This window comes from Sphingomonas kyeonggiensis, from assembly GCF_030812785.1.
Classification (GTDB): Bacteria; Pseudomonadota; Alphaproteobacteria; order Sphingomonadales; family Sphingomonadaceae; genus Sphingomonas; species Sphingomonas kyeonggiensis_B.
This window is the reverse complement of record NZ_JAUSTJ010000001.1, coordinates 1,426,983-1,448,925: the sequence shown is the minus strand read 5'-3', so window position 1 is coordinate 1,448,925 and position 21,943 is coordinate 1,426,983. Positions and strand designations below refer to the sequence as shown.

General features: G+C 67.9%; 17 protein-coding genes. 11 read left to right on the top strand and 6 right to left on the bottom strand.

The features are described from left to right. Nucleotides 1–11 precede the first annotated feature (11 nt). From J2W22_RS07180 to J2W22_RS07170, 3 genes are all read right to left on the bottom strand, one after another. Nucleotides 12–2,204, bottom strand: coding sequence for a TonB-dependent receptor (locus J2W22_RS07180; protein ID WP_307117565.1), 2,193 nt, complete (start codon nt 2,202–2,204; stop codon nt 12–14). Nucleotides 2,205–2,352: 148 nt separating this feature from the next. Further along, nucleotides 2,353–3,369: a dipeptide epimerase gene (locus J2W22_RS07175; RefSeq protein ID WP_307117564.1), complete on the bottom strand. Its 1,017-nt coding sequence runs from the start codon at nt 3,367–3,369 to the stop codon at nt 2,353–2,355. 10 nt (nt 3,370–3,379) lie between these two features. Then, nucleotides 3,380–5,353 carry a serine hydrolase domain-containing protein gene (locus J2W22_RS07170; protein ID WP_307117563.1) on the bottom strand — a complete coding sequence of 658 codons (1,974 nt, stop codon included), beginning with the start codon at nt 5,351–5,353 and terminating at the stop codon, nt 3,380–3,382. 149 nt (nt 5,354–5,502) lie between these two features. Here J2W22_RS07170 and J2W22_RS07165 point away from each other — a divergent pair, with 149 nt between their 5' ends. The 5 genes from J2W22_RS07165 (at nt 5,503) to J2W22_RS07145 (ending at nt 14,049) form a co-directional block, all read left to right on the top strand. After that, entirely contained in the window at nt 5,503–6,132 is a 630-nt protein-coding gene (locus J2W22_RS07165; RefSeq protein ID WP_307117562.1) for a helix-turn-helix domain-containing protein, read from the top strand. A gap of 80 nt (nt 6,133–6,212) precedes the next feature. Next, the gene (locus J2W22_RS07160) at nt 6,213–7,316 is read left to right on the top strand and encodes a LacI family DNA-binding transcriptional regulator (RefSeq protein WP_307117561.1); all 1,104 of its coding nucleotides are present in this window, start codon (nt 6,213–6,215) and stop codon (nt 7,314–7,316) included. Between the two features lie 167 nt (nt 7,317–7,483). Beyond that, nucleotides 7,484–10,357, top strand: a complete 2,874-nt coding sequence (locus tag J2W22_RS07155) for a TonB-dependent receptor (protein WP_307117560.1) — start codon at nt 7,484–7,486, stop codon at nt 10,355–10,357. Nucleotides 10,358–10,473: 116 nt separating this feature from the next. Beyond that, a complete protein-coding gene (locus J2W22_RS07150) occupies nt 10,474–12,417 on the top strand; it encodes a glycoside hydrolase family 3 protein (protein ID WP_307117559.1) in 1,944 nt (647 codons plus the stop codon). Nucleotides 12,418–12,552: 135 nt separating this feature from the next. Next, nucleotides 12,553–14,049 carry a tryptophan halogenase family protein gene (locus tag J2W22_RS07145; RefSeq protein ID WP_307117558.1) on the top strand — a complete coding sequence of 499 codons (1,497 nt, stop codon included), beginning with the start codon at nt 12,553–12,555 and terminating at the stop codon, nt 14,047–14,049. Nucleotides 14,050–14,135: 86 nt separating this feature from the next. On the opposite strand, the gene J2W22_RS07140 is transcribed toward J2W22_RS07145, so the two are convergent. Further along, complete coding sequence (locus J2W22_RS07140) at nt 14,136–15,122, bottom strand: cupin-like domain-containing protein (RefSeq protein WP_307117557.1); 987 nt, start codon at nt 15,120–15,122, stop codon at nt 14,136–14,138. A gap of 83 nt (nt 15,123–15,205) precedes the next feature. On the opposite strand from J2W22_RS07140, the gene J2W22_RS07135 reads away from it, so the two are divergent. Beyond that, nucleotides 15,206–16,603 (top strand): glycoside hydrolase family 30 protein, encoded by a 1,398-nt coding sequence (locus J2W22_RS07135; RefSeq protein ID WP_307117556.1) that lies wholly within the window; start codon nt 15,206–15,208, stop codon nt 16,601–16,603. Continuing rightward, complete coding sequence (locus J2W22_RS07130; RefSeq protein WP_307117555.1) at nt 16,600–17,835, top strand: MFS transporter; 1,236 nt, start codon at nt 16,600–16,602, stop codon at nt 17,833–17,835. The genes J2W22_RS07135 and J2W22_RS07130 overlap by 4 nt, the downstream gene beginning before the upstream one ends. Here the strand turns inward: J2W22_RS07130 and J2W22_RS07125 are convergent. Beyond that, nucleotides 17,825–18,025, bottom strand: a complete 201-nt coding sequence (locus tag J2W22_RS07125; RefSeq protein WP_307117554.1) for a hypothetical protein — start codon at nt 18,023–18,025, stop codon at nt 17,825–17,827. The two genes, J2W22_RS07130 and J2W22_RS07125, sit on opposite strands and share 11 nt — an antisense overlap. A gap of 170 nt (nt 18,026–18,195) precedes the next feature. Here J2W22_RS07125 and J2W22_RS07120 point away from each other — a divergent pair, with 170 nt between their 5' ends. The 4 genes from J2W22_RS07120 to J2W22_RS07105 all read left to right on the top strand — a co-directional run bounded on the left by J2W22_RS07120 (nt 18,196) and on the right by J2W22_RS07105 (nt 21,729). Further along, nucleotides 18,196–18,837 (top strand): peroxiredoxin, encoded by a 642-nt coding sequence (locus J2W22_RS07120; RefSeq protein WP_307117553.1) that lies wholly within the window; start codon nt 18,196–18,198, stop codon nt 18,835–18,837. Nucleotides 18,838–18,845: 8 nt separating this feature from the next. Beyond that, entirely contained in the window at nt 18,846–19,805 is a 960-nt protein-coding gene (epsC, locus tag J2W22_RS07115) for a serine O-acetyltransferase EpsC (RefSeq protein ID WP_307117552.1), read from the top strand. Next, nucleotides 19,802–20,512: a gamma-glutamyl-gamma-aminobutyrate hydrolase family protein gene (locus tag J2W22_RS07110; protein ID WP_307117551.1), complete on the top strand. Its 711-nt coding sequence runs from the start codon at nt 19,802–19,804 to the stop codon at nt 20,510–20,512. Before epsC ends, J2W22_RS07110 begins: the two co-directional genes overlap by 4 nt. A 545-nt stretch (nt 20,513–21,057) precedes the next feature. Beyond that, nucleotides 21,058–21,729: a Crp/Fnr family transcriptional regulator gene (locus J2W22_RS07105; protein ID WP_307117550.1), complete on the top strand. Its 672-nt coding sequence runs from the start codon at nt 21,058–21,060 to the stop codon at nt 21,727–21,729. 6 nt (nt 21,730–21,735) lie between these two features. On the opposite strand, the gene J2W22_RS07100 is transcribed toward J2W22_RS07105, so the two are convergent. Next, nucleotides 21,736–21,921: a hypothetical protein gene (locus tag J2W22_RS07100; protein WP_307117549.1), complete on the bottom strand. Its 186-nt coding sequence runs from the start codon at nt 21,919–21,921 to the stop codon at nt 21,736–21,738. Between the last annotated feature and the right edge of the window lie 22 nt (nt 21,922–21,943).

Here is a 21,943-nt window from a genome sequence, read left to right as displayed (position 1 = left end):
GTGCGTTCCGATCAGAATGCCAGGTCGAGCGCGAGGCCAAGCGTGCGCGGCTGGACGGGGACGGTGGAGAGGTAACCCGGATTGACCGTGGCAACGCTGGTGGTGATCCGCCCCTGGCTGTCGGTCAGGTTGCGGGCATAGGCGCGCAGCGTCCACTTGCTGTCGAACGTCACCGAGGCGTTGAGGTCGAAGGTGGCATAGCCGTCGACCGGCACCGACAGCGGATCGCTCGCCACCGCCGAGATGCGGTCGCCGACGATGCGTACCGCGCCGCCGACATGCGCACGGGTCGATCCGCCGAGCGCCCAGTCATAGTCCGCGGTCATCGCCGCGGCGAGCTTGGGCACGTTGGGCAGCTGGTCGCCATCGGTGCAGTTCGGCGTGGTCTGGGTGCACTTGGCATCGGTGTACGCAAAATTGCCGCCGACACTGAACCCGGGCACCGGCTGGATCAGCAGCTGCGCCTCGACGCCCTGGCTGCGCGCCGTGCCGGCATTGACCAGCCCGTTGATGCCATTGGCAAAGGCCTGGGCCACCTGCAGGTCGTTCCAGTCGAGCAGGAAGGCAGCGGCGTTGAATGTCACCTTGCGGTCGAGGAAGCGGGCCTTGATGCCCGCCTCGTAGCTGGTCACCTTTTCCGAGGTGACCGTAGCCGGGAAGCCGGGCAGCGCGATGTTCGGGCCGCCGGGGCGATAGCCGCTGGCGGCGCGGACATAGAGCATCGTGTCGCGGTTGATGTTGACCTGCGGACTGACGCTCCAGGTGACGATGTCCTCGCTCGACGAACCGTCGCCGCCGCTGTTCAGCCCGAGCAGCGGGATTTGCGTGCTCTGGGTGAAGGTCTGGTCGTTGCGCGCCCAGCGCAGCCCGCCGGTGACGTGGAAGACCTCGCCGAACTTGACCGTCGCGTTCCCGAAGACCGCATATTCCTTGTAGGTGTTGGGCAAGCCGACGATCGCGAAGGGATCGAACGGCGCGAGCGGCTGGCCATTGGCGTCGAGCGCGCGGACGACCTGGCTGTGGTTGTTGTCCTCGTCGGTGTAGAAGAAGCCGAGCTGCCACTCGAAGCGGTTGCTCGATGCCGAGGTCAGGCGGACCTCCTCGGTCCATTTCTTCTGGTGCAGGTTCGCCGGATAATTGGCGAGGCCGCCCCAGATCACGCCATAGACGCGCGAGGCGTCGCTGGTCTCGAGAATCTTCAGCTCGCTGTACGAAGTGGTCGAGGCCAGCTCGGCAAAGCCCAGATCGTAGCTGGCGGTTCCCGAGACGAACTTGAAGTCGCTGTGGAAGGGCTCGGGCAGCTGCGAGTTGGTGCTGAGCCACGACGCGCCGGGCGCCAGCGGCACCGGGCTGCCCTGGGTCTCGTAGAGGATGCCGAAATTGTCCGACTCGGTGCGCTGCCACAGGCCGCTGAGCTTGAGCGTGAACTTGGTGTCCGGCTTCCACAGCAGCGCGACGCGGGCGCCCTGCTGGACGGCGGAATTCACGTCCTTCTCGCCGGTCAGCACATTGTCGATGAAGCCCGGCGTCTTGCGGCGCGCGTAGCTGCCGCTGATCGCCAGCTTGTCGGCGACGATCGGCACATTGACCAGCCCGCTCGCCGCCCAGCCTGCATCGCTGCCATGCGCGATGGTGAACACCTCGCCACCGGCGCGGACCGAGAATTTGTTGAGGTCGGGCTGCACCGTGACGTATTTCAGCAGGCCGCCGATCGAGCTGGCGCCGTAGAGCGTGCCCTGCGGGCCGCGCAGCACTTCGATCTGCTCCACGTCATAGGGCAGCAGGTCGAGCGAGAAGGTCTGGGCACGGTTGTAGATGCCGCTCGAGCCGATCGGGGCGTCGTCGAGATAGATGCCCACCGTGGCGCTCGGCCCGATCGGCGCGACGCCGCGCAGCGACAGGGTCGATCGACCGGGCGAACCGGCATTGTCGACCTGGAAGCCCGGGACATAGGCGGCATAGTCGGCAAGCTGCGATGCGCCGCTCTGCTGCATCTGCTCGCCGCCGACCACGCTGATCGAGATCGGCACGTCCTGCAGCCGCTCCTCGCGCTTCTGCGCGGTGACGACGATCTCGTCGTCGCCCGCGACGGGCGTCTGGGCGGTTGCCGGCTGCGCATCCTGCGCGAAGGCGGCGACGGGCAGCAGCAGCGCTCCCGCCGCGACGGTAATCAACAGACTGGCCCGGTTGGTCATGCGCGTCATCGTCGGTCTCCCCCTCGGAGTTCGATGTCACCCGCCCGGTTCGGGGCGGTGGCGGCCGTGCGCGCTTTGGCGCTTACCGGCCCTCTCTTTGCCTGATCAGGATGCTATTATCCTGATTGGAGAAGAGTCAACCTAATTTGCAATTATGTTACGATGCCGCGTGCGCGACCTTCGCAATGTTTCCCCACACCGCGGCGGGGCAATCGATATGGCCGTCGCGATAGACGATGCCGGGATCGCGGTCGGCGGCCAGGAACGTCGGCCCGTCGAGATCGACCACGTCGCAGAGCTGGCCAAGCAGCCAGGCCGGCGCCATCGCCCAGCTTGATCCGACCATGTTGCCGACCATCACGTCGAGCCCGAGCGCCCGCGCCCGCCTTGCGATCGCGATCGCCTCGGTGAGCCCGCCGCACTTGTCGAGCTTGATGTTGACCGTCTGGAACCGCCCGACGAGTCCATCGACATCGGCAAGCGTCAGCGCGCTCTCGTCCGCGGCGATCGGGATCGGCGTTCTGAATCCGTCCAGAACCGCCTCCCGCCCGCGCGCCAGCGGCTGCTCGAGCAGCGCAATCCCGCATTCGACCAGCACCGCGACCAGCGGATCGAGCTCGTCGGCCTTGAAGCCCTGATTGGCATCGACGCCGATCCAGCATTCCGGCCGCGCCGCCCGCACCGCCCGCACCCGCGCGATGTCGAGATCGAGCTCGCCGGTCAGCTTGAGCTTGAGCGCCTGGGCATCTGCATAGGCCCGCGCGCCCTCGGCCATCACCGCCGGATCGTCGGCGCCCAAGGTGAAAGTCGTGAGCAAGGGCCGCGGCTCGGGCAGGCCGGCGAGCTTCCAAACCGGCACGCCTTCGCGCTTCGCATCCAGTTCCCACAGCGCGCAGTCCGCCGCGTTACGCGCGCCCCCGGCCGGCAGCGCGTGCTGGAGCTCGGCGCGGGTCATGCCGCGTTCGAGCCCCTCGCGCACGCTTGCCAGCGCGGCGGTCATCGTCGCTTCGTCATCGCCCAGATAATAGACGCCGCTCGCCTCGCCGCGCCCCGTGTGGAGGCCGTCAGACAGGCTGACAACCACCACCGGAGACTCGGTGAAGACATGGCCGGAAATGCGGAACGGCTTGGCGAAGGGCAGCCGTTCCACCGTCACGTCGAGCACGCGGCGCATCACCACGTCCTCAGAACTCGGTCCCGAACGAGACCAGCTTGTAGACCAAGGCCATCCACAGGATGAAGAAGCTGCCGAGCACGAGCAGCACGCTCCAGATCCGGGCGAACCAGCCGCGCTTGTCGCGCCAGGTCAGCCAGGCGCTCCACACCGACAGGCCGAACATCCCGAAGAATGCCAAGGTGCCGACGAACTGGACGAGCAGGATCAGCCAGTCGGTCGAGCCATGGCTCTCGAAATTCTCGAGCCCGCTGATGATCAGGAACCAGCCGACGAACACCGCCAGCACCAGCCAGGCGAAGCCGCGCAGCACGCGGTAGGTGCGCTTCGCCTCGCCCTCGAGCTTGAACGGCGCGGCATAGCGGCGGCGCGCGAACCAGCCGACCGGCCAGGACAGCGCGGTGAGCAGCACCACGCCCAGCCCGAACAGCACCGCCGGCAGCAGCCAGGCCGAGTCGAGCGCGGCGGGCGTGCGGTACCAGATCATGAAGGGCGAGACCTCGCCGAAGCTCCAGCGCACGACCTTGCCGTCGACAACCTGCGCGGCGAGTTTCTCATGGCCATAGGCGTCCTGCCAGACGAAGGGCGCGACTTCGATCAGCTTGCGCGGCGCACCGCCCGGGCTGGTCAGCGCCGGGATCACCGGGCGCCCCTCGGCGTCGAGGGTCACCTTGGTGTCGCCGATCAGGCCGATGATCTTGGCGAAGCTCGAATCGATCCGGCGGCTGTTGGTCCAGGTGCCGACGAGCAGCCTGGCATGCTCCTTGGCGGTGGGCAGCTCCTTGGGCGGCGCCTTGTTCGGATCGGGCAAATAGCGGTCGGCGAACTCGTCGAACAGCGAGCCGCGCAGCACGCGGGTGACCCCGTCCTTGCCGCCGCTGTTCATCGAAATGTACAGCCCGACATTGTCTTCGGGGAAGATCCACAGGTCGCTGTGGAAGTAAACCGTATCCCCCCCATGCGCGATCGCCCGGTGCCCGTTGATCCGCTGCTCGTAGAAGCCGAGCGCCATCTGGTTGATCGCCGGAATCGCGCTGGCCTGCGGGCCGTGCATCAGCTTCGCGGTCTCGGGCTTGAGCAGCGGGCCGCCATTGGCCAGGTGCGCGATCATGAACTTGGCCATGTCGCCGCCGCTGATCGCCGAGGCGCCGGCGGGTGCCATGCCGATCAGCTCATAGCCCTTGGCCGGGCCCGAGCCGAGCTCGTAGCCCTGCGACATGAACGGCTTGAGATTGGCGGGCAGCGGCTGGCGGAAGCTCGCATATTGCATGCCCAGCCGGCCGAAGATGTTCTTCTCGACATAGTCGTCGAAGCTCAGCCCCGAGGCGCGCTCGACGATATAGCCGGCCAGCGCGGTGGCATAGTTGGAATAGGCCGGCGTGGTGCCCGGCGCATAGATCCGCTCGGGGATGCGGTGCTTGAGCACGTCGCCCAGGCTGGGGACCGGCTTGTCGAAGGTCAGCAGCCCCTTGATGATCTCCTCGAACCCGGCCGTGTGCGTCATGATGTTGCGCAGCGTGATCGGCTTGCCCTGATAGGCCGGGATCTTGAAGTCGAGATACTGGTTCACATCGGCGTCGAGGTTCAGCTTGCCTGCCTCGACCAGTTGCATCACCGCGGTCCAGGTATAGAGCTTCGAGGTCGAGCCGGGGCGGAACAGCGTTGTCGCCGGGTCGACCGGCTTGCGCTTCGCCACATCGGCATAGCCGAAGCCGCGCTGGGTGACGACCTGGCCGTCCTTGACGATCACCACCACCGCGCCGGCAACATCGCCGCGGGCCAGCGCATAGGGCATGAAGCCGTCGAGCCAGGCATCCGCATCCGCCTTGGTCAGATTCGGCGCGACCGCCGGCCGGGCCGTCGGCGCGGGCGCATTGGTCTGCGCTACCGGCGTGAGCGGTGCGGGTGCCTGGGTAAAGGCCGGCACCGAAATGGCGATGCCGAGCAGCCCCGCTGCCAACACCCCGAGCGAACGTTTCCACATGAGCGCGTCGTCCTCCCTCTTCCCTGGCCAGGACTCCGGCATGTCGATTGCGCCGGTATGTGTCTGCGGCTAGGCTGTGATATGTAAACAGATACGCCTGATTGGGACATGATGATCCTATTCAGAGAAATGTCAAACCGAGGTGCCGCATGGCAACGAAGCTGAAGGCCGAACATCCGACGCTGGGCACGCTGCTGAAGGCGCTGCGTGCAAGGAATGGCTGGACGCTCAAGGAGATGAGCCTGAAGAGCGGCATTCCGGTGTCGACCCTGTCCAAGGTCGAGCATGACCGGCTGACCCTGACCTATGACAAGCTGCTCCAGCTCAGCCAGCGCCTCAACATCCGCATGTCGGAGCTGTTCGCCGAAAATGATTCGGCGCCCGAGACCCAGGTGACCGCGCGGCGCAGCATCGGCGATCTCGATCGCGCGGTGCGGGTGAACACCGCGAACTACGACTATTATTATCTCTGCACCGAGCTGCGTCGGAAACGGATGATCCCGGTGATCACCAAGGTCCGCGCCAAGACCGCCGAGGAGTTCGGCGACCTCGTCCATCATTCGGGCGAGGAATATATCTATGTCGTCAGCGGCAGCATCGTCGTGCACACCGAATTCTACGATCCAGTCACGCTCAAGGCCGGCGAGTCGATCTACATCGATTCGAACATGGGCCACGGCTATGTCACCGGCGAGGATTGCGACGAGGCGGTGATCCTCGGCGTCTGCTCCAGCGCCGAGGACGGGCTGATGGATTCGCTGCTCAACCTGCACGGCTAGGCGATTCCCGGGGCACGAGCGGGACACGCATTTTAGGTTGCCGCTCCGCCAGCGCCTGTGCCACCCATCGCGGCGAAGAAATGTCATCGCTGTCCAAACCTTCGCCAATTCCGGGCGCACTCGGTTCCGATGCCGGCCGCAACGGCCGGGCGCCGACGATCGACGATGTCGCGGCGCTGGCCGGGGTCGGCCGCGCCACCGTGTCGCGCGCGCTCAACGACCAGGCGCATGTCAGCGACCGGATGCGCGACCGGGTGATGCGCGCAGTCGAGGCGCTCGACTATCGGGTCAACCCGCAGGCGCGCAACCTCGCCAGCAGGACCAGCAAGACACTCACCCTGATCAACTGCAACGCCCGCGACGCGCCACCCAACAGCTATTATTTCGCCGCGATCGAGCTGGGCGCGCTGCGCGCCGCCGCCGCCGCGGGCTTCGAGCTGACCACCTATAATCTCCATATCGAGGACGAGGACCGCGACGACCGGCTGGTCGAGCTGTTCGCCTCGGGCCGCAGCGCGGGCATGGTCCTGTCGCCGCCGCTTTCCGCCAACCTGCCGCTGGTCCGCCGGCTGATGGCGCAGGGCTGCCCGCTGGTGTGCATCTCGCCCAGCGACGAAGTCCGCGCGCTGCTCCCCAGCGTCGGCTTCGACGAGGCGGCCGCCGGATACGAGATCGCGCGCCATGTCGTCGCCGCCGGGCACCGCCGCTTCGGCTATATGCTCGGCATCGAAGGGCATCTCGCCGCCGAGATGCGCTATGGCGGCTTCCTGCGCGCACTTGCCGAAGTCGGGATCGGCGAGGAGTCGGTGATCGCCCTGCGCGGCGACTTCAGCTTCCGCTCGGGCGTCGAGCTTGCCGAGGAGCTGCTCGCCCGGCCCGAGCGCCCCACCGCGATCGTCTGCGCCAATGACGACATGGCGGTCGGCGCGATGTTCGCCGCGCACCGCATGCACCTGACGTTGCCCGGCGACCTCTCGGTGGTCGGCTTCGACGATGCGCCGGTCGCCGCCTATATCTGGCCGCCGCTCACCACCATCCACCAGCCGATCCGCCGCATCGCCTCGCGCGCGGTGGAGCGCCTGATCGAGACGCTGCTGCGCGGCCACGGCACCGGCACCCCTGGATTCGACGTGATCGACCACCATCTCGTCCTGCGCGAATCGGTCGCTTCGCCCCGCGCCTGAACCCGACACAGGGGCCCCGGCACCAACTTCCTCCGCACGCGTTTTCCGTAACGCGTTGACAATTTCGCGCGACGCGATGATACCAATTGGAAGCGCTTCCAGTTTTGAGGCGCCGCAGGGGACAAGACGGTCGATAACGGCCGCTTAACAGGAGAGGGGAAGAGGCGATGGCGGAGCTTCCGCAGTTGCGCGTAATGAATCGCGCGAAGATCAATCTCGGGCTGACCATTTCGACGCTGGCTCTGGCGACAACGTTGCCAGTGCAGGCCTGGGCGCAGGACAGCGGCACCGCCGCCAACCAGGATCAGCCGGCCGAAGAGGATGCGATCGTCGTAACCGGCCTGCGCGCCAGCCTGCAGAACTCGATCAACATCAAGCGCGACCAGACCTCGATCGTCGAGGCGGTGTCGGCCGAGGACATCGGCAAGCTGCCCGACGTCTCGATCGCCGAGTCGATCGCCCGCCTGCCCGGCCTCGCCGCGCAGCGCGTCAATGGCCGCGCGCAGGTCATCTCGATCCGCGGTCTGGCGCCCGACTTCACCACCACCCTGCTCAACGGCCGCCAGCAGGCGAGCTCGGGCGACAACCGCGCCGTCGAGTTCGATCAATATCCGTCCGAGCTGCTGTCGAGCGTCGTCGTCTACAAGACGCCCGATGCGAGCATCGCCGGCATGGGCCTGTCGGGCAGCGCCGACCTGCGCACCGTGCGGCCACTCGCGTTCGGCAAGCGTGTGATCGCGCTCAACCTCCGCGGCGAGCTCGATGCCGATGGCGGCCGGAACGCCGACTTCTCCAAATGGGGCTGGCGCGGCACGGCGAGCTATATCGACCAGAATGCCAGCGGCACGCTCGGCTGGTCGATCGGCTATGCCCATCTCGATTCGCCGAGCCATGTCGATCACTACAAGGCCTATGGCTATGAAGCCTTTGGCGGCGTGTGCGAGCCGGGGACCGCGCTTCCCCCGTCCTGCTCGCCCGACACGGTCACCCCCGATTCCGCCGATGCCGCGCTGCAGCTGAACGGCCAGGAAGCCTGGGCGACCAATCGCCGCAACCAGCGCGACGGCGTGATGGGCACGCTCGAATGGAAGCCGAGCGACACCGTCCACAGCGTGCTCGACCTCTATTATTCGCGCTTCAAGCAGAAGGAAGTGATCCGCGGCGCGCAGTGGTTCTCGAACGGCTGGGCGGACAGCGCGACCTTCTCCAATATCGGCACCACCACGGTGGGCGGATCGCAGCTCGCCACGTCGGGCCACGTCACCAACGCCATTCCGATCCTGCGCAACGACATGAACACCCGTGAGGACGAGCTGTTCGCGATCGGGCTCAACAACGAGTTCAAGCTCGACGACCGCACCCGCTTCGTCGCCGACCTCAGCTATTCGACCAACAAGCGCGACGAGACCTATATCGAGACGTACAGCGGCTATGGCGCGGGCCCGTTCCAGACCCGCACGCCGGACAGCTACGACTTCTCCTTCCCGGTCGACGGCGCCTTCCCGTCCTATGATTTCGGGCTCGACTATGCCGATGCCAGCAAGGTCTCGCTCGGCGACCGCGCGCCCTGGGGCGGCTGGGGCCATGACGGCCTGCTCAAGTCGCCGCACGTCAAGGAAGAGCTCGGCGCCGTTGATCTCTCGCTGAGCCACGACCTCGAAGGCTTCTTCAGCGGCATTGAGCTCGGCGTGAACTACACCCAGCGCAACAAGCACAAGACGGTCGACGAGCTCGATCTCAACCTGAAGAACGGCCGCCAGCAGGTGCTGATCGGGTCGCAATACCTGCTCGACCCGACTTCGCTCGATTTCGTCGGCTTCGGCAACGTGATCGCCTGGAACGTGCCCGCCGCGCTCGACGACTATTACAACAAGACCCCGCTGGAGGACGCCAACCACTTCGACAAGACGTGGAAGATCAAGGAAGACGTCATCAGCTGGAAGGCCAAGGCGAACATCGACTGGGGCCGGCTGCGCGGCAATGTCGGCGTGCAAGTGGTGCAGCAGTTCCAGTCGTCCTCGGGCCTGCGGATCAACCAGACGCTCACTCCGATCGCGCTGTCGCAGGTATTCGAGACCGACAGCTATACCGACGTGCTGCCGAGCGTGAACCTGATCTACGACCTCGGCGGCGGCCACCGCTTCCGCCTTGCCGCGTCGAAGGTGTTGGCGCGGCCGCGCATGGATGACATGCGCGCCAACTTCACGCCGAGCTTCAACACCAATCCGTGCAGCGGCACGCCCTCGCCCTGCCAGCCGGGCGGAACGGTGAACCCCTGGTCGGCGAGCGGCGGCAATCCTAACCTCCAGCCTTGGCGGGCCAAGGCGTTGGACGCGGCCTATGAATGGTACGTCGGCAAGGCGACCTACATCAGCGTCGCCGGCTTCTACAAATGGCTCGACAACTACATCTATAACCGCAACTTCGTGGTGGACTTCACCGGGTTGCCGATCCCGACCAACCTGATCCCGGCCGGAGTCAACATCAGCCCGTTCGGGCAGGTGACGATGCCGGCGAACGGGCCCGGCGGCAATCTGAAGGGCATCGAGGTCAGCGGCGCGTTCGAGATCGGGCGCCTGATCCCCGCGCTCGACGGATTCGGCTTTACCGGCAGCTATTCGTACACCGAGGCCAATCTCAATCCGACCGATACCAATGACGTGGTGCGCATCCCCGGCCTGTCGGGCACCGTGTACAACGTCACCGGCTATTTCGAGAAATGGGGCTTCCAGGCGCGGGCGAGCTATCGCTTCCGCTCTGCCTTCAAGGGCGAGACGGTGCAGCTGTTCACCAACCGGGGCTATACCGAGATCCTCGCCGACAAGCAGCTCGACGCGCAGATCGGCTATACCTTCCCGGACAGCTCGGCGCTGAAGGGCCTCGGGGTGCTGCTCCAGGTGAGCAACGTCACCGACTCGCCCTATCGCACCCGGCTCGGCCTCGACACCGGCGGCACGCACACCACCGACGGTACGCCGCTGCCCGAGACCTATGAGAAATACGGCCGGCAGTTCCTGCTCGGGATGAGCTACCGCTTCTGATTTCCTCCCCCCGGGTCGACCTTCCGGGCGTTCGAGGGGAGGTGCACGGCAATGCCGGCGCCTCCCCTCTTTTATCCGCGCGGCCGCAGGCTCGGCCCCCAGTACGAGTGTCGAACATGAAAGCTCTGCGATCCGGCCTCTGGCTGGTCCTCCCCCTGCTGGCGAGCTGCGCCGGCACCGGTCCGGGCGGCGACCTGCTCTGGCACGGCAAGGACTGGCCGGCCCTGCGCTCCCCCACGCCGCGCGACGCGGCGATGGAGGCGCGGATCGCGACCATCCTCAGGGGCATGAGGCTCGAGCAGAAGATCGGCCAGATCACCCAGGCGGACATCCGCTCGATCACCCCAGACGAGGTGCGCCTTTATTATATCGGCTCGGTGCTCAACGGCGGCGGCGCCTGGCCCGGGCAGAAGAAGGACGCTGCGGTCACCGACTGGACCGCCCTGTCCGACGCCTATTACCGCGCCTCGATGTCGACCGACATGGCGGTGCAGGTGCCCGTCATCTGGGGCACCGACGCGGTCCACGGCCATGGCAATGTCGCCGGCGCCACGCTGTTCCCGCACAATATCGGCCTGGGCGCGGCGCATGACCCCGCGTTGGTCGAGCGGATCGGTCGCGCCACCGCCAGGCAGGTGCGCGCCACCGGCATCTCCTGGGTCTTCGCGCCGACGCTGGCTGTGGGCGAGAACCGTCGCTGGGGCCGCACCTATGAAAGCTATTCGAGCGATCCGGCGCTCGTCGCATCCTATGCGCGCGCCATGGTCCGCGGCCTGCAGGGCGGGCTGACCGGCGACGGCGACGTGGTCGCCACCGCCAAGCATTATCTGGGCGACGGCGGCACCTTCGACGGCATCGACCAGGGCGAGAACCGCGCCGCGCGCACCCACATGATCCAGGTCCAGGGCGCCGGCTATTATCCCGCGCTCAAGGCCGGCGTGCAGACGGTGATGATCTCGTACAACAGCTGGAACGACACCGGCGCCGGCAAGGACTATGGCAAGATGCACGGCAATCGCGAGCTGATCGCCGATGTGCTCAAGGCCCGGCTCGGCTTCGACGGCCTCGTCGTCTCCGACTGGAACGGCATCCAGCAGGTGCCCGGCTGCGCCAAGGATCATTGCCCCCAGGCGGTCAATGCCGGGATCGACATGATCATGGTGCCCGACGACTGGAAGGCGTTCATCGCCAACACCGTCGCCGATGTCCGCGCGGGCCGTATCGCCGAGGCGCGCATCGATGACGCGGTCACCCGCATCCTGCGCATCAAGCTGCGCGCCGGGCTGTTCGACCGCAATCCGAACACCAGCGCCTATGCCGGCAGGGCCGAGGCGCTCGACGCCCGCGACCTGGGCCGCGAGGCGGTGCGCAAGTCGGTGGTGCTGCTCAAGAACCAGGGCGCACTACCGCTCGCGCCGGGCAAGCGCGTGCTGGTAGTCGGCGCCAGCGCCGACAGCCTCTCCAACCAGACCGGCGGCTGGTCGCTCACCTGGCAGGGCACCGAGAACCGGAACCGCGACTTCAAGGGCGGCACCACCCTGCTCGCCGCGCTGCGCGATGCGCTCGGCGCCTCGAACGTCACCTTCGACGCGGACGGCAAGGGCGTGGACCCGAGCAAGTTCGACGCGGTCGTCGCAGTGATCGGCGAGACGCCCTATGCCGAATATCATGGTGATGTCCGCGCGCCGAAGCCGGTGGCGCACAGCGCGCTATACCCCGACGATCTCGCGGTGCTCCGCCGCGTCTCGGGCAAGGGCGTGCCGGTGGTCTCGCTGCTCTATTCGGGCCGCCCCGCCTATGCCAACGACCTGATCAACCTGTCCGACGCCTTTGTCGCCGCCTTCCTGCCCGGCACCGAAGGCGCGGGCCTGGCCGACCTGCTCGTCGGCAGGCGCCACGACTTCACCGGCCGCCTGTCCTTCGCCTGGCCGGGCTCGGCCTGCTCCACCGGCGAGGGGCCGGGCGAGGTGGTGCAGTTCGCCCGCGGCTACGGCCTGAGTTACGCCAGGCCGGCCAACACCGGCGCGCTGCCGGAGCCGGCGCTACCGGCGACGTGCTGAACACCCTCCCCCGTCACCCCGGACTTGTTCCGGGGTCCACCGGGAGGCAAGCTGCGGACAAGAGGCTCCACGCCGGCCCGCGAGGCACAGTGGACCCCGGCACAAGGCCGGGGTGACAACAGGGGATGAAAAGCGATGCAGCAGATCAAGCGCATCCTGATCGTGGGCGGCGGCACGGCGGGCTGGATGACCGCCGCCTTGCTCGGCAAGCTCTTCCAGGGGCTGTACGAGATCACCCTGATCGAGAGCGAGGAGATCGGCACGATCGGTGTCGGCGAGGCGACGATCCCGGCGATCAAGAAGTACAACGAGTTGCTCGAGATCGACGAGAACGACTTCGTCCGCCGCACCCAGGGCAGCTTCAAGCTCGGCATCGAGTTCGTTGACTGGACGCGGCTGGGCGACGCCTATTTCCACAGCTTCGGCGTGATCGGCCAGGACCTAGGCTGGCTGCGCTGCCACCAGTACTGGCTCAAGATGCGCCCCCAGGGCCGCGCCGCCGATTTCTCCGCCTATTCGATCAACAGCGCCGCGGCGCGCGCCAACAAGTTCCTGCGCGCCGATCCCAAGATGGCCGAGAGCCCGATCGGCCACATCGCCCATGCCTTCCAGTTCGACGCCGGCCTCTATGCGAGGTTCCTGCGCAGCTATGCCGAGGCGCGCGGCGTGATCCGGCGCGAGGGCAAGGTGGCGGACGTCACGCTACGCAGCGCGGACGGCTTCGTCGAATCGGTGACGATGGCGGACGGCGAGACGATCGCCGCCGACCTGTTCATCGACTGCTCGGGCTTTCGCGGGCTGATCATCGAGCAGGCGATGCAGACCGGCTATGAAAGCTGGACGCACTGGCTGCCCTGCGACCGCGCCATCGCCGTGCCCTGCGCGCGGACCGAGCCCTTCACGCCCTATACCCGCGCCACCGCGCGCACCGCCGGCTGGCAATGGCGCATCCCGCTCCAGCACCGCACGGGCAACGGCCATGTCTATTCGAGCGCGCATATCTCGGACGAAGAAGCCGAGGCGCAGCTGCTCTCGAACCTCGACGGCGAGCAGCTCGCCGAGCCCAATCGCCTTCGCTTCACCACCGGCAAGCGCAAGCGGATCTGGAACCGGAACTGCGTCGCGATCGGCCTCGCCTCGGGCTTCCTCGAGCCGCTCGAATCGACCAGCATCCACCTGATCCAGTCCTCGGTGATCCGGCTCGTCCGGCTGCTCCCCGATGGCGGCTTCGATCCCGCGACGATCGCCGAGTTCAACCGCCAGACCGACTTCGAGTATGAGCGGATCCGCGATTTCATCATCCTCCACTACAAGGCGACCGAGCGTGACGACACGCCCTTCTGGCGCCAGTGCCGCGACATGGAGGTGCCCGACACGCTTCGGCGCAAGATCGACCTGTTCGCCGCCAATGGCCGGGTCTTCCGCGAGGACGACGAGCTGTTCACCGAGGAGAGCTGGATCCAGGTGTTCCTCGGCCAGGGCGTGATCCCGCGCGGCTATGACCCGCTGGTCGACATCCGGCCCGAGGCGCAGGTCGAGGAGTATCTCGGCAACGTCCAGCGGGTGATCGCCAAATGCGTCGCCGTGATGCCGAGCCATGCCGAGTTCGTGGCGAAGACATGCGCGGCCTGAGCCGCCTGCGGAAGCCGGGAGGCTCCCTATCCATCCCGTCACCCCGGCACAAGGCCGGGGTGACGAAGAAGAGCAGAAGGCCCCTCCTACCGCCCCAACCGCTTCCGCAGCCCGTCGAACAGCATCGCCCGCATCTGCGCGATCGCCTGGGGCGACGTCGCGCCGAGCACCCCGCGCGCCTCGGGCGGCAGGTGGGCGCCCGGATCGCCGTCGGTCAGGAAGACATAGCGGTCGAACATCGCCCGCCAGGCGCGGCGCTGGTCGGGCGGCAGGCTCCGCAGGCTGACGAAGCCGTGCATCATCGCCTCCCAGGGCGAGGCGTCGGCGACCGGGTCCCACCAATAGTTCACCAGCACGTTGAACCGGTCGAGCGCCTCGACATGGTGGTACCATTGATAGGGGATGTAGAGCGCGTCGCCCGGATCGAGCTCGGCGACCCGCGCCGCCGCCATCGCCGCGGCGAAGCGCGGATAGCGTTCGAGATCGGGCGCGGTCAGATGGACCATGCTCACCTGCACGCCCGCCGGGGTCGGGTCGAACGGGCCCATGTAGAGATTGCCCACCTGGTCGGGCGCGAACAAAGTGAAGCGGCGGCGGCCGGCCCCGACCACGGCAATGTTCTCGGTCGGGTCGTGATGGATCGCGACCTTGGCGGCATTGCCGATCCACAGCCGCGGCGAGACGCCGGGGACGAGGGCCATCGGATGCGCCTCGGCAAAGCCGGGCATCAGCTGCGGCGCGGGCAGCCCCTGCAAGGCGATGGCGTCCGGCCGTTCCTTCCCGGCCTGCTCAGCGAGCAGATCGAGAAAGCCGGAGAAGCTCGCCTCCTCGCGAGTGAAATTGCGCGAGCCGATCGTCGCGCCGTAATGCATGCGCCCATCGACCTCGGGCGGCGCGCGCATGAAGTGCACCGCCCCGGGCAAGGCGAGCCCGCGCAGAAAGTCGGCGGCGTCGGCAGCGCGCACCAGCGGCCAGTCCGCCGCCAGTCCCTGCATCACCACTGGCTCGCCGGCCGCGCGGATCTCCTGAAAGGCTTCGGGCGTGACGTCGTGCCGGATGCGGATGGGTGTCATGATCGCTCAAGCCTAACAGCCCGATTTCCCTGCGTCGATGCACGCACCACCCCCTTGCCGACGCCCTGCCGAGGAGAGAAATGATGCGCTTGCTGCCCGCCCTTGCCCTCCTCGCCGCCACCGCCGCGGCGCCCGCGCCCCGGCCGCAGGTCGAGGTCTGGCTCACCTTGCCCGACAAGTCGGCATTGCTCGCCCGGCAGGCCCCGGTCCCGCTCGAGCGCGGCGCCACCGGCGCGATCGCGGTCGATCCGGCGAAGCGCTACCAGAAGATGGTCGGCTTCGGCGCCGCGATCACCGATGCCTCGGCATATCTGATCCAGCGCAAGCTGAGCCCCCGCCAGCGCACCGCATTGCTCCGCGAGCTGTTCGGCAGCGAAGGCCTGGGCTTCGCCTTCACCCGGCTGACCGTCGGCGCCTCGGACTTCTCGCGCAGCCATTACAGCTATGACGACATGCCCAAGGGCGCGGCCGATCCCGCCCTCGCCCATTTCTCGATCGCGCCCGCGCGGCAGGATGTCCTCCCCACCGCCCGCGCCGCCCGGGCGATCAATCCCAAGCTCGCGGTGATGATCTCGCCGTGGAGCGCGCCGGGCTGGATGAAATCGACCGACTCGCTGGTGAAGGGCACGCTCAAGGAGCAAGCCTATGCCCCCTTCGCCCGCTATCTCGGCCGGACGGTGCAGGGCTTCAGCGCCGCGATCGGGCCGATCGACTATCTCAGCATCCAGAACGAGCCCGATTTCGAGCCGGACAATTATCCCGGCATGCGCCTGAGCGCCGCCCAACGCGCGCGGATCATCGGCGACCATGTCGGCCCCGAATTCGCGCGACTGGGGCTGAAGACCCGCATCCTCGACTGGGACCATAACTGGGATAAACCCGAGCATCCGCTCGGCGTCCTCGCCGATCCGGCCGCCAACCGCCATGTCGCGGGGGTCGCCTGGCACTGCTATGGCGGTGACGTCTCGGCGCAGACCAAGGTGCGCGAGGCCTATCCCGGCAAGGACGTGTTCTTCACCGAATGCTCGGGCGGCAACTGGTCCGGCGCCTGGGCGGACAGCTGGAGCTGGACGCTGCGCACCCTGGTGATGGGCGCCCCCCTCAACTGGGCGCGCGGCGTGCTGATGTGGAACCTCGCGCTCGACGAGAATCACGGGCCGCATCTCGGCGGCTGCGGCGATTGCCGCGGCGTGGTGACGATCGACAGCAGGACCGGCGCGATCACCCGCAATCCCGAATATTATGCCCTCGGCCAGGCCTCGCGCTTCGTCCGCCCCGACGCCACGCGGATCGCGGCGACCAGCGAGCCGGGCGGGATCGAGACCGTCGCCTATGCCAATCCCGACGGCACCCGCGTGCTGATCGCCTTCAATGCCGGCAAGCAGGCGCGCGACCTCACCGTCTCGGCCGAGGGCAACCACTTCGCCTATCGCCTCGCCGCGCAGGGCGCCGCGACCTTCCGGTGGCGCAAGCCGCGTTGAGCGCACGCCCGGCCCGCTTCGCCTTTGCCAGCGTCACGGCGCTGTTCTTCGGCTGGGGGTTCATCTGCGCGAACAACGATCCGCTGATCGCCGCGGCGAGGCGGGTGTTCGGGCTGAGCTATACCGAGGCGCTGCTCACCCAGATCGCTTCGTTCCTCGCCTTCGCGCTGTTGTCGCTCCCCGCCGCTTCATTGCTCGCCCGGGCCGGCGCGGTGCAGACGATCTGGCTGGCGCTGGCCGGGATGGCGGCGGGGTGCCTGGCGATGCAGGGCATACGCTGGCTGCCCGACTTCGCCCTGGTGCTTGGCGCGATCTTCGTGCTGGCGAGCGGCGTCACCCTGCTCCAGGTCGCCGCCAATCCGCTCGCCGCCGCACTCGGCCCGCCCGAGCATAGCCATTATCGGCTCACCCTCGCCCATTCGTTCAACGCCCTCGGCGTCGTCTGCGGCGTCCATTTCGGCGCGCGCTTCGTGCTGGCCGGGCCGGTGTTCCAGTCGGCCGCGCCGATCCGCTCCGCCGCCGAACGTGCCGCCGGCATCGACGCGATGGCCCAGGCATATCTGGTCATGGCGCTACTGCTCGCCGGCCTCGCCCTGCTGTCGCTCCTCGCCCGCCGCAGCATCGCCGCCGCGCATATCCCCGAGCCGCCCGCCGCCGGCGGCGCCCTCGCCGCGCTGCGCTCGCGCTGGGCATTGCTCGGTGCGCTCGGCATCGCGCTCTATGTCGGAGCGGAGGTGACGATCGGCAGCACGCTGATCCTCTATCTTGCCCAGGTCGACACGCTGGGCCTGCCACTCGACGCAGCCGGCGCCCGGGTCGCCAATCTCTATTGGGGCGGCTCGCTGGCGGGGCGGTTCCTCGGCAGCTGGCTGCTTCGCTTCGTGCCCGCACCGCGCCTGCTCGCGCTTGCCGGCGCCGCCGCAGCAGCGCTCTGCCTCGCCTCGCTGGCATTGCCGGGACCGGCCAGCGCCTGGTGCCTGCTCGCCGTGGGGCTGTGCAACTCGATCATGTTCCCGACGATCTTCGCGCTGACACTCGAGCGTTCGGGCACACCGGCCGCGGCGACCTCGGGGCTGCTCATCCTCGCGGTCGGCCCGGGCGCGGCGCTGCCGCTGCTCGCCGGCGGAATCGCCGACGCAGCGGGGCTCGGCTGGGCCTTCGCAGTGCCGGCCCTCGCCTATCTCTACATCCTGGGCTTTGCCCGGGCGGCGGGGCGCCAGGCTATTTCTTAGGCGTGACCCAGACGTGCACCGGCACCACCACCTTGCCGGGCGCGGGCTTGCCGATATCGACGCGGTCGATCGCGACCAGCTCGCCGGTCTCGAGATTGAACGAGGCCCAGGGCTTGGGCATGCGGCCGAAGCTCATCTTCTGGATCGGCTGACCGGTGGTCGAATTCATGACGGTGGCAATGACAGGCATTTGGCGGCCCGTAGCCAGCCGGCGCGGCGGCTGTCCAGTGCCGGCGACGCGCTATCCACAGCCTAGTTTCGCCATGCCCCCGCAGAAGCATTTGTTTATTCACCTACCAATTCAGTGGGATATTCTAGCGCCCATAAACCGGCCTGAGACTCCCAGCCAAAGGTGACCCGATGTCGCTCAAGCTCTTCGATACCGTCCCCGACTTCACCCAGGAATCGACCTTCGGCACGCTCAATTTCTACGATTGGGCGGGCAAGGACTGGGTCGTGCTCTTCTCGCACCCGCGCGACTTCACCCCGGTATGCACCACCGAGCTGGGCACCGTCGCCCGGCTCAAGCCCGAGTTCGACAGGCGCGGGGTCAAGGTGATCGGCCTGTCGGTCGATCCGGTCGACCGCCATCTCGACTGGGCGAACGACATCGCCCGCACGCAAGGCTCCTCGCTCAACTTCCCGCTGATCGCCGATGTCGACCGGCGCATCTCCGAGCTGCTCGGCCTGATCCATCCCAATGCCTCGGACACGGTGACCGTGCGCACCGTCTTCGTGATCGACCCGCAGAAGCGCGTGCGCCTCACCCTCACCTATCCCGCCTCGACCGGGCGCAACTTCAACGAGATTCTGCGCACGATCGACAGCCTGCAGCTGACCGACAACCACAAGGTCGCCACCCCGGCCGACTGGCAGCGGGGCGAGGACGTGATCATCCTCCCCTCGGTCGGCGCCGAGGAGGCGCGTGCGCTCTTCCCCGCCGGCTGGACCGAGCACACTTCCTATCTGCGCACCGTGGCGCAGCCCGACATCGCGCATTGAGCGAACCCGTGACGGCATCTCCTCTCTCGTCGCCATTTTCGGCGGAGATCGCCGGTGCGGTATCCGCGCTCAATGCGGCGCGCTCGGCCTGGCGGGATCGCCAGGCCGGGCGCCATGCGGTGACGCGCTTCCCCTCCCCCGCCGTGCTGGCGGAGGCGGTGGAGCATCTTTCGGCGGCGCTCTTCCCCGCCCGGCTCGGCGGCTTTGGCGGCGGGCTGGCGCGCGAGGATGATTTCGTCGCCGGGCATCTCGGCCAGGCATTCCGCCTGCTCGGCCAGGAGATCGGGAACGAGCTCGATTACTGGCAGCGCGAGTCCGACCAGCCCTTCGATCCCGACCAGGCCGAGGCAATCGTCCGCCTGTTCGCCGCGACCCTGCCGGAGATCCGCGCGGCGATCGACGCCGATGTCGAGGCGGCATTCGTCGGCGATCCCGCCGCGCGCAGCGTCGATGAGATCCTCGTCTCCTATCCCGGCGCGCTGGCGATCCGCTATCACCGCATCGCCCACGAGCTTCATGCGCTCGGCGCCGTGATCGTCGCGCGGATCGTCTCGGAGCTCGCCAACGCCCGCACCGGCATCGACATCCATCCGGGCGCGGTGATCGGGCACAGCTTCTTCATCGATCACGGCACCGGCGTGGTGATCGGCGAGACTTCGATCATCGGCCGCAACGTGCGGCTCTACCAGCATGTTACCCTTGGGGGCCGCAGCCCGCTCGGCCTGGCACCGGCCGGCCCGCGCGAGCGCTTCGCCCGGCACCCGATCCTCGAGGACGACGTGATCGTCTATGCCGGCGCCACCATCCTCGGCCGGGTGACGATCGGGCGCGGCAGCACGATCGGCGGCAATGTCTGGCTGCTCGACGACGTCCCCGCGGGCAGCGTGGTCGTGCAGCCCGGCGCGGTGCGGCTCGACGACAGCGGTGCGGATCATGTCGGCGCCCGGCTGGCGGAGCATGGCGCATGAAACCGCTGATCGGCGTGCTTTGCTGCAACGAAGTCTCGGAGCGGCCGATCCAGGCGGTGGCGAGCCGCTTCATCTCGCCGCTTTCCAGATTGTCCGACGCGACCGTGTTGCTGGTGCCGGCGCTCGCCGACACGCTCGACGCCCGGTCGATCGCGCGCCGGCTGGACGGGTTGCTGCTCACCGGCTCGCGCTCGAACGTCGCGGCGCATCGCTATGGCGGCAGCTGGGACCAGACGCCGCTCGACGAGCAGCGCGACGAGGTTGCGCTGGCGCTGGCCGGGGCGATGATCGATGCCGGTCGCCCGGTGTTCGGCATCTGCCGCGGGCTGCAGGAGCTAAACGTGCTGTTCGGCGGCACGCTGCGTGGCGATCTCGACGGCCATCATCTCGAGGATGACAGCCGGCCGTTCGAATGCCTGTTCACCCACGGCCATGACGTGACGCTCACCGAGACCGGCGTGCTCGCCGCCGCGACCGGCGAGACGCGGCTCGCGGTCAATTCGGTGCACCGTCAGGGCATCGACCGGCTCGGCACCGGGCTCGACGTGGAGGCGCTTTCGCCCGAGGACGGGCTGGTCGAGGGCTTCTCCGCCCGCCCGAACGGCGCGCCGGTGCTGGCGGTGCAATGGCATCCCGAATGGCATGTCGAGCAGCAGGCCGGCAGTCGCGCCTTCTTCCGCCTGATCGGCGAGGCGCTGGCCGCCTGATCGGTCGCATCCGGACCTTGATGGGTCCAAAGCCAGGCACCATGCGTTGAGCCTGCAAGGCAGGCGACGATGCCCGATCCCGATCGGTGCCTGCCGAAGCGCGCGCCCGGTTCGCGCAGAGCCGCAGGTGCGGCGTCCGAATGTCTCGCTGCCAATGCGATCGAAGATCGGCCAAGGCCGCGCTGGCGGCAGCGCGACATAAACAGGAGCACCAACATGGGTTGTGGTGCGCTGCCTCGGCTCGACCCTAGATGGACGCGAGAGGGCGTCCCCCTCCCGGTTCAGCCCGGACCTCAAAGCTTTGGGCGCGGGCTGATCGAGGCACTGCCTGGCCAGCTCGGGATGCGGAATGGGGACGTTCGTTGCCGCAGGACAGGATCGCGGCACGGGGCGCGGAAGGGGGATGAGCAGATGCCAGGAAAGGGCCTCGAAACGGTACGCGCCCTCGCGACCGGGCATCCGCGCCACACCCCGGTAGCCGCCGCATGAGCCAGGCGGCCATTGCTCCGCCTCCCACGCTCCCGGCCCTGCGCAGGCTGGCCGCATTGGGGACGTTCGACGAAGCGGCTGGCGCCGCGCTGCACGAGGCCGCACGCCGCGCGCGCCGTATCTCGGTCCGACACGAGCTGCTCTCCGAGGGCAAGCCGGTGATGGAGCCGCAGATCCTGCTGTCGGGCTGGGCCGCGCGCATCCGCATCCTGCCCGATGGCCGCCGCCAGATCATGGGCCTGCTGCTCCCCGGCGACCTGATCGGCCATTGCTACCAGCCCCAGCCGCTCGCCACCTCGACGATCATGGCGCTGACCGATCTGGAGATATGCTCGGCGCCGTCCGCCCAGGACTTCCCCTCGCTCGAATGCGTCTATGCGACCAGCCATGCGCTCGACGAGGCCTTCCTCCTCGCCCAGATCACCCGATTGGGCCGGATGAACGCCAGCGAGCGGCTGGCGGATCTCTTCCTCGAGCTGTTCGAGCGCCTGTCGATGGCGGGCCTCACTCGGGGCAACGCCTTCGAGCATCCGCTCACCCAGGAACTGGTCGCCGACGTGACCGGGCTCACCCCGGTCCATGTGAACCGCGTGGTCAAGACGATGCGGCAGGACGACGAGGCGCTCTGGGCCGCCGGCTATCTCGTCCTCTCCGATCCGCAAGCGCTCGCCAGCCGGATCGGCTGGGCGCCCTTCCGCGTATCGCTGTCGATGCACCCGCGCCGCTAGGCCAAGTCAGCGATTGTCCGGCCCCGGCACGCCCGATGCGTTGCCGACTGCCTCGCCCTGCTCCACCTGCTTGTAGTGGCTCAGGTTCAGGCCGACGAAGATCACCACCACCAGCGCGAGGATGATGATCGGGATGAGCACCAGCCCGCGCCGGCGACGAGGCGTAAGCGGCGGCGATTCCTGCGGTTCCATGGAGGCTCCTACCAGCGGCGCC

Coding starts and splice junctions, on each gene's coding strand:
- J2W22_RS07150 (WP_307117559.1), top strand. CDS start 10,474: ATGAAAGCTCTGCGATCCGGCCTCTGGCTGGTCCTCCCCCTGCTGGCG.
- J2W22_RS07100 (WP_307117549.1), bottom strand. CDS start 21,921: ATGGAACCGCAGGAATCGCCGCCGCTTACGCCTCGTCGCCGGCGCGGG.
- J2W22_RS07110 (WP_307117551.1), top strand. CDS start 19,802: ATGAAACCGCTGATCGGCGTGCTTTGCTGCAACGAAGTCTCGGAGCGG.
- J2W22_RS07140 (WP_307117557.1), bottom strand. CDS start 15,122: ATGACACCCATCCGCATCCGGCACGACGTCACGCCCGAAGCCTTTCAG.
- J2W22_RS07165 (WP_307117562.1), top strand. CDS start 5,503: ATGGCAACGAAGCTGAAGGCCGAACATCCGACGCTGGGCACGCTGCTG.
- J2W22_RS07120 (WP_307117553.1), top strand. CDS start 18,196: ATGTCGCTCAAGCTCTTCGATACCGTCCCCGACTTCACCCAGGAATCG.
- J2W22_RS07135 (WP_307117556.1), top strand. CDS start 15,206: ATGCGCTTGCTGCCCGCCCTTGCCCTCCTCGCCGCCACCGCCGCGGCG.
- J2W22_RS07175 (WP_307117564.1), bottom strand. CDS start 3,369: ATGCGCCGCGTGCTCGACGTGACGGTGGAACGGCTGCCCTTCGCCAAG.
- J2W22_RS07180 (WP_307117565.1), bottom strand. CDS start 2,204: ATGACGCGCATGACCAACCGGGCCAGTCTGTTGATTACCGTCGCGGCG.
- J2W22_RS07125 (WP_307117554.1), bottom strand. CDS start 18,025: ATGCCTGTCATTGCCACCGTCATGAATTCGACCACCGGTCAGCCGATC.
- J2W22_RS07160 (WP_307117561.1), top strand. CDS start 6,213: ATGTCATCGCTGTCCAAACCTTCGCCAATTCCGGGCGCACTCGGTTCC.
- J2W22_RS07155 (WP_307117560.1), top strand. CDS start 7,484: ATGGCGGAGCTTCCGCAGTTGCGCGTAATGAATCGCGCGAAGATCAAT.
- J2W22_RS07170 (WP_307117563.1), bottom strand. CDS start 5,353: ATGTGGAAACGTTCGCTCGGGGTGTTGGCAGCGGGGCTGCTCGGCATC.
- J2W22_RS07145 (WP_307117558.1), top strand. CDS start 12,553: ATGCAGCAGATCAAGCGCATCCTGATCGTGGGCGGCGGCACGGCGGGC.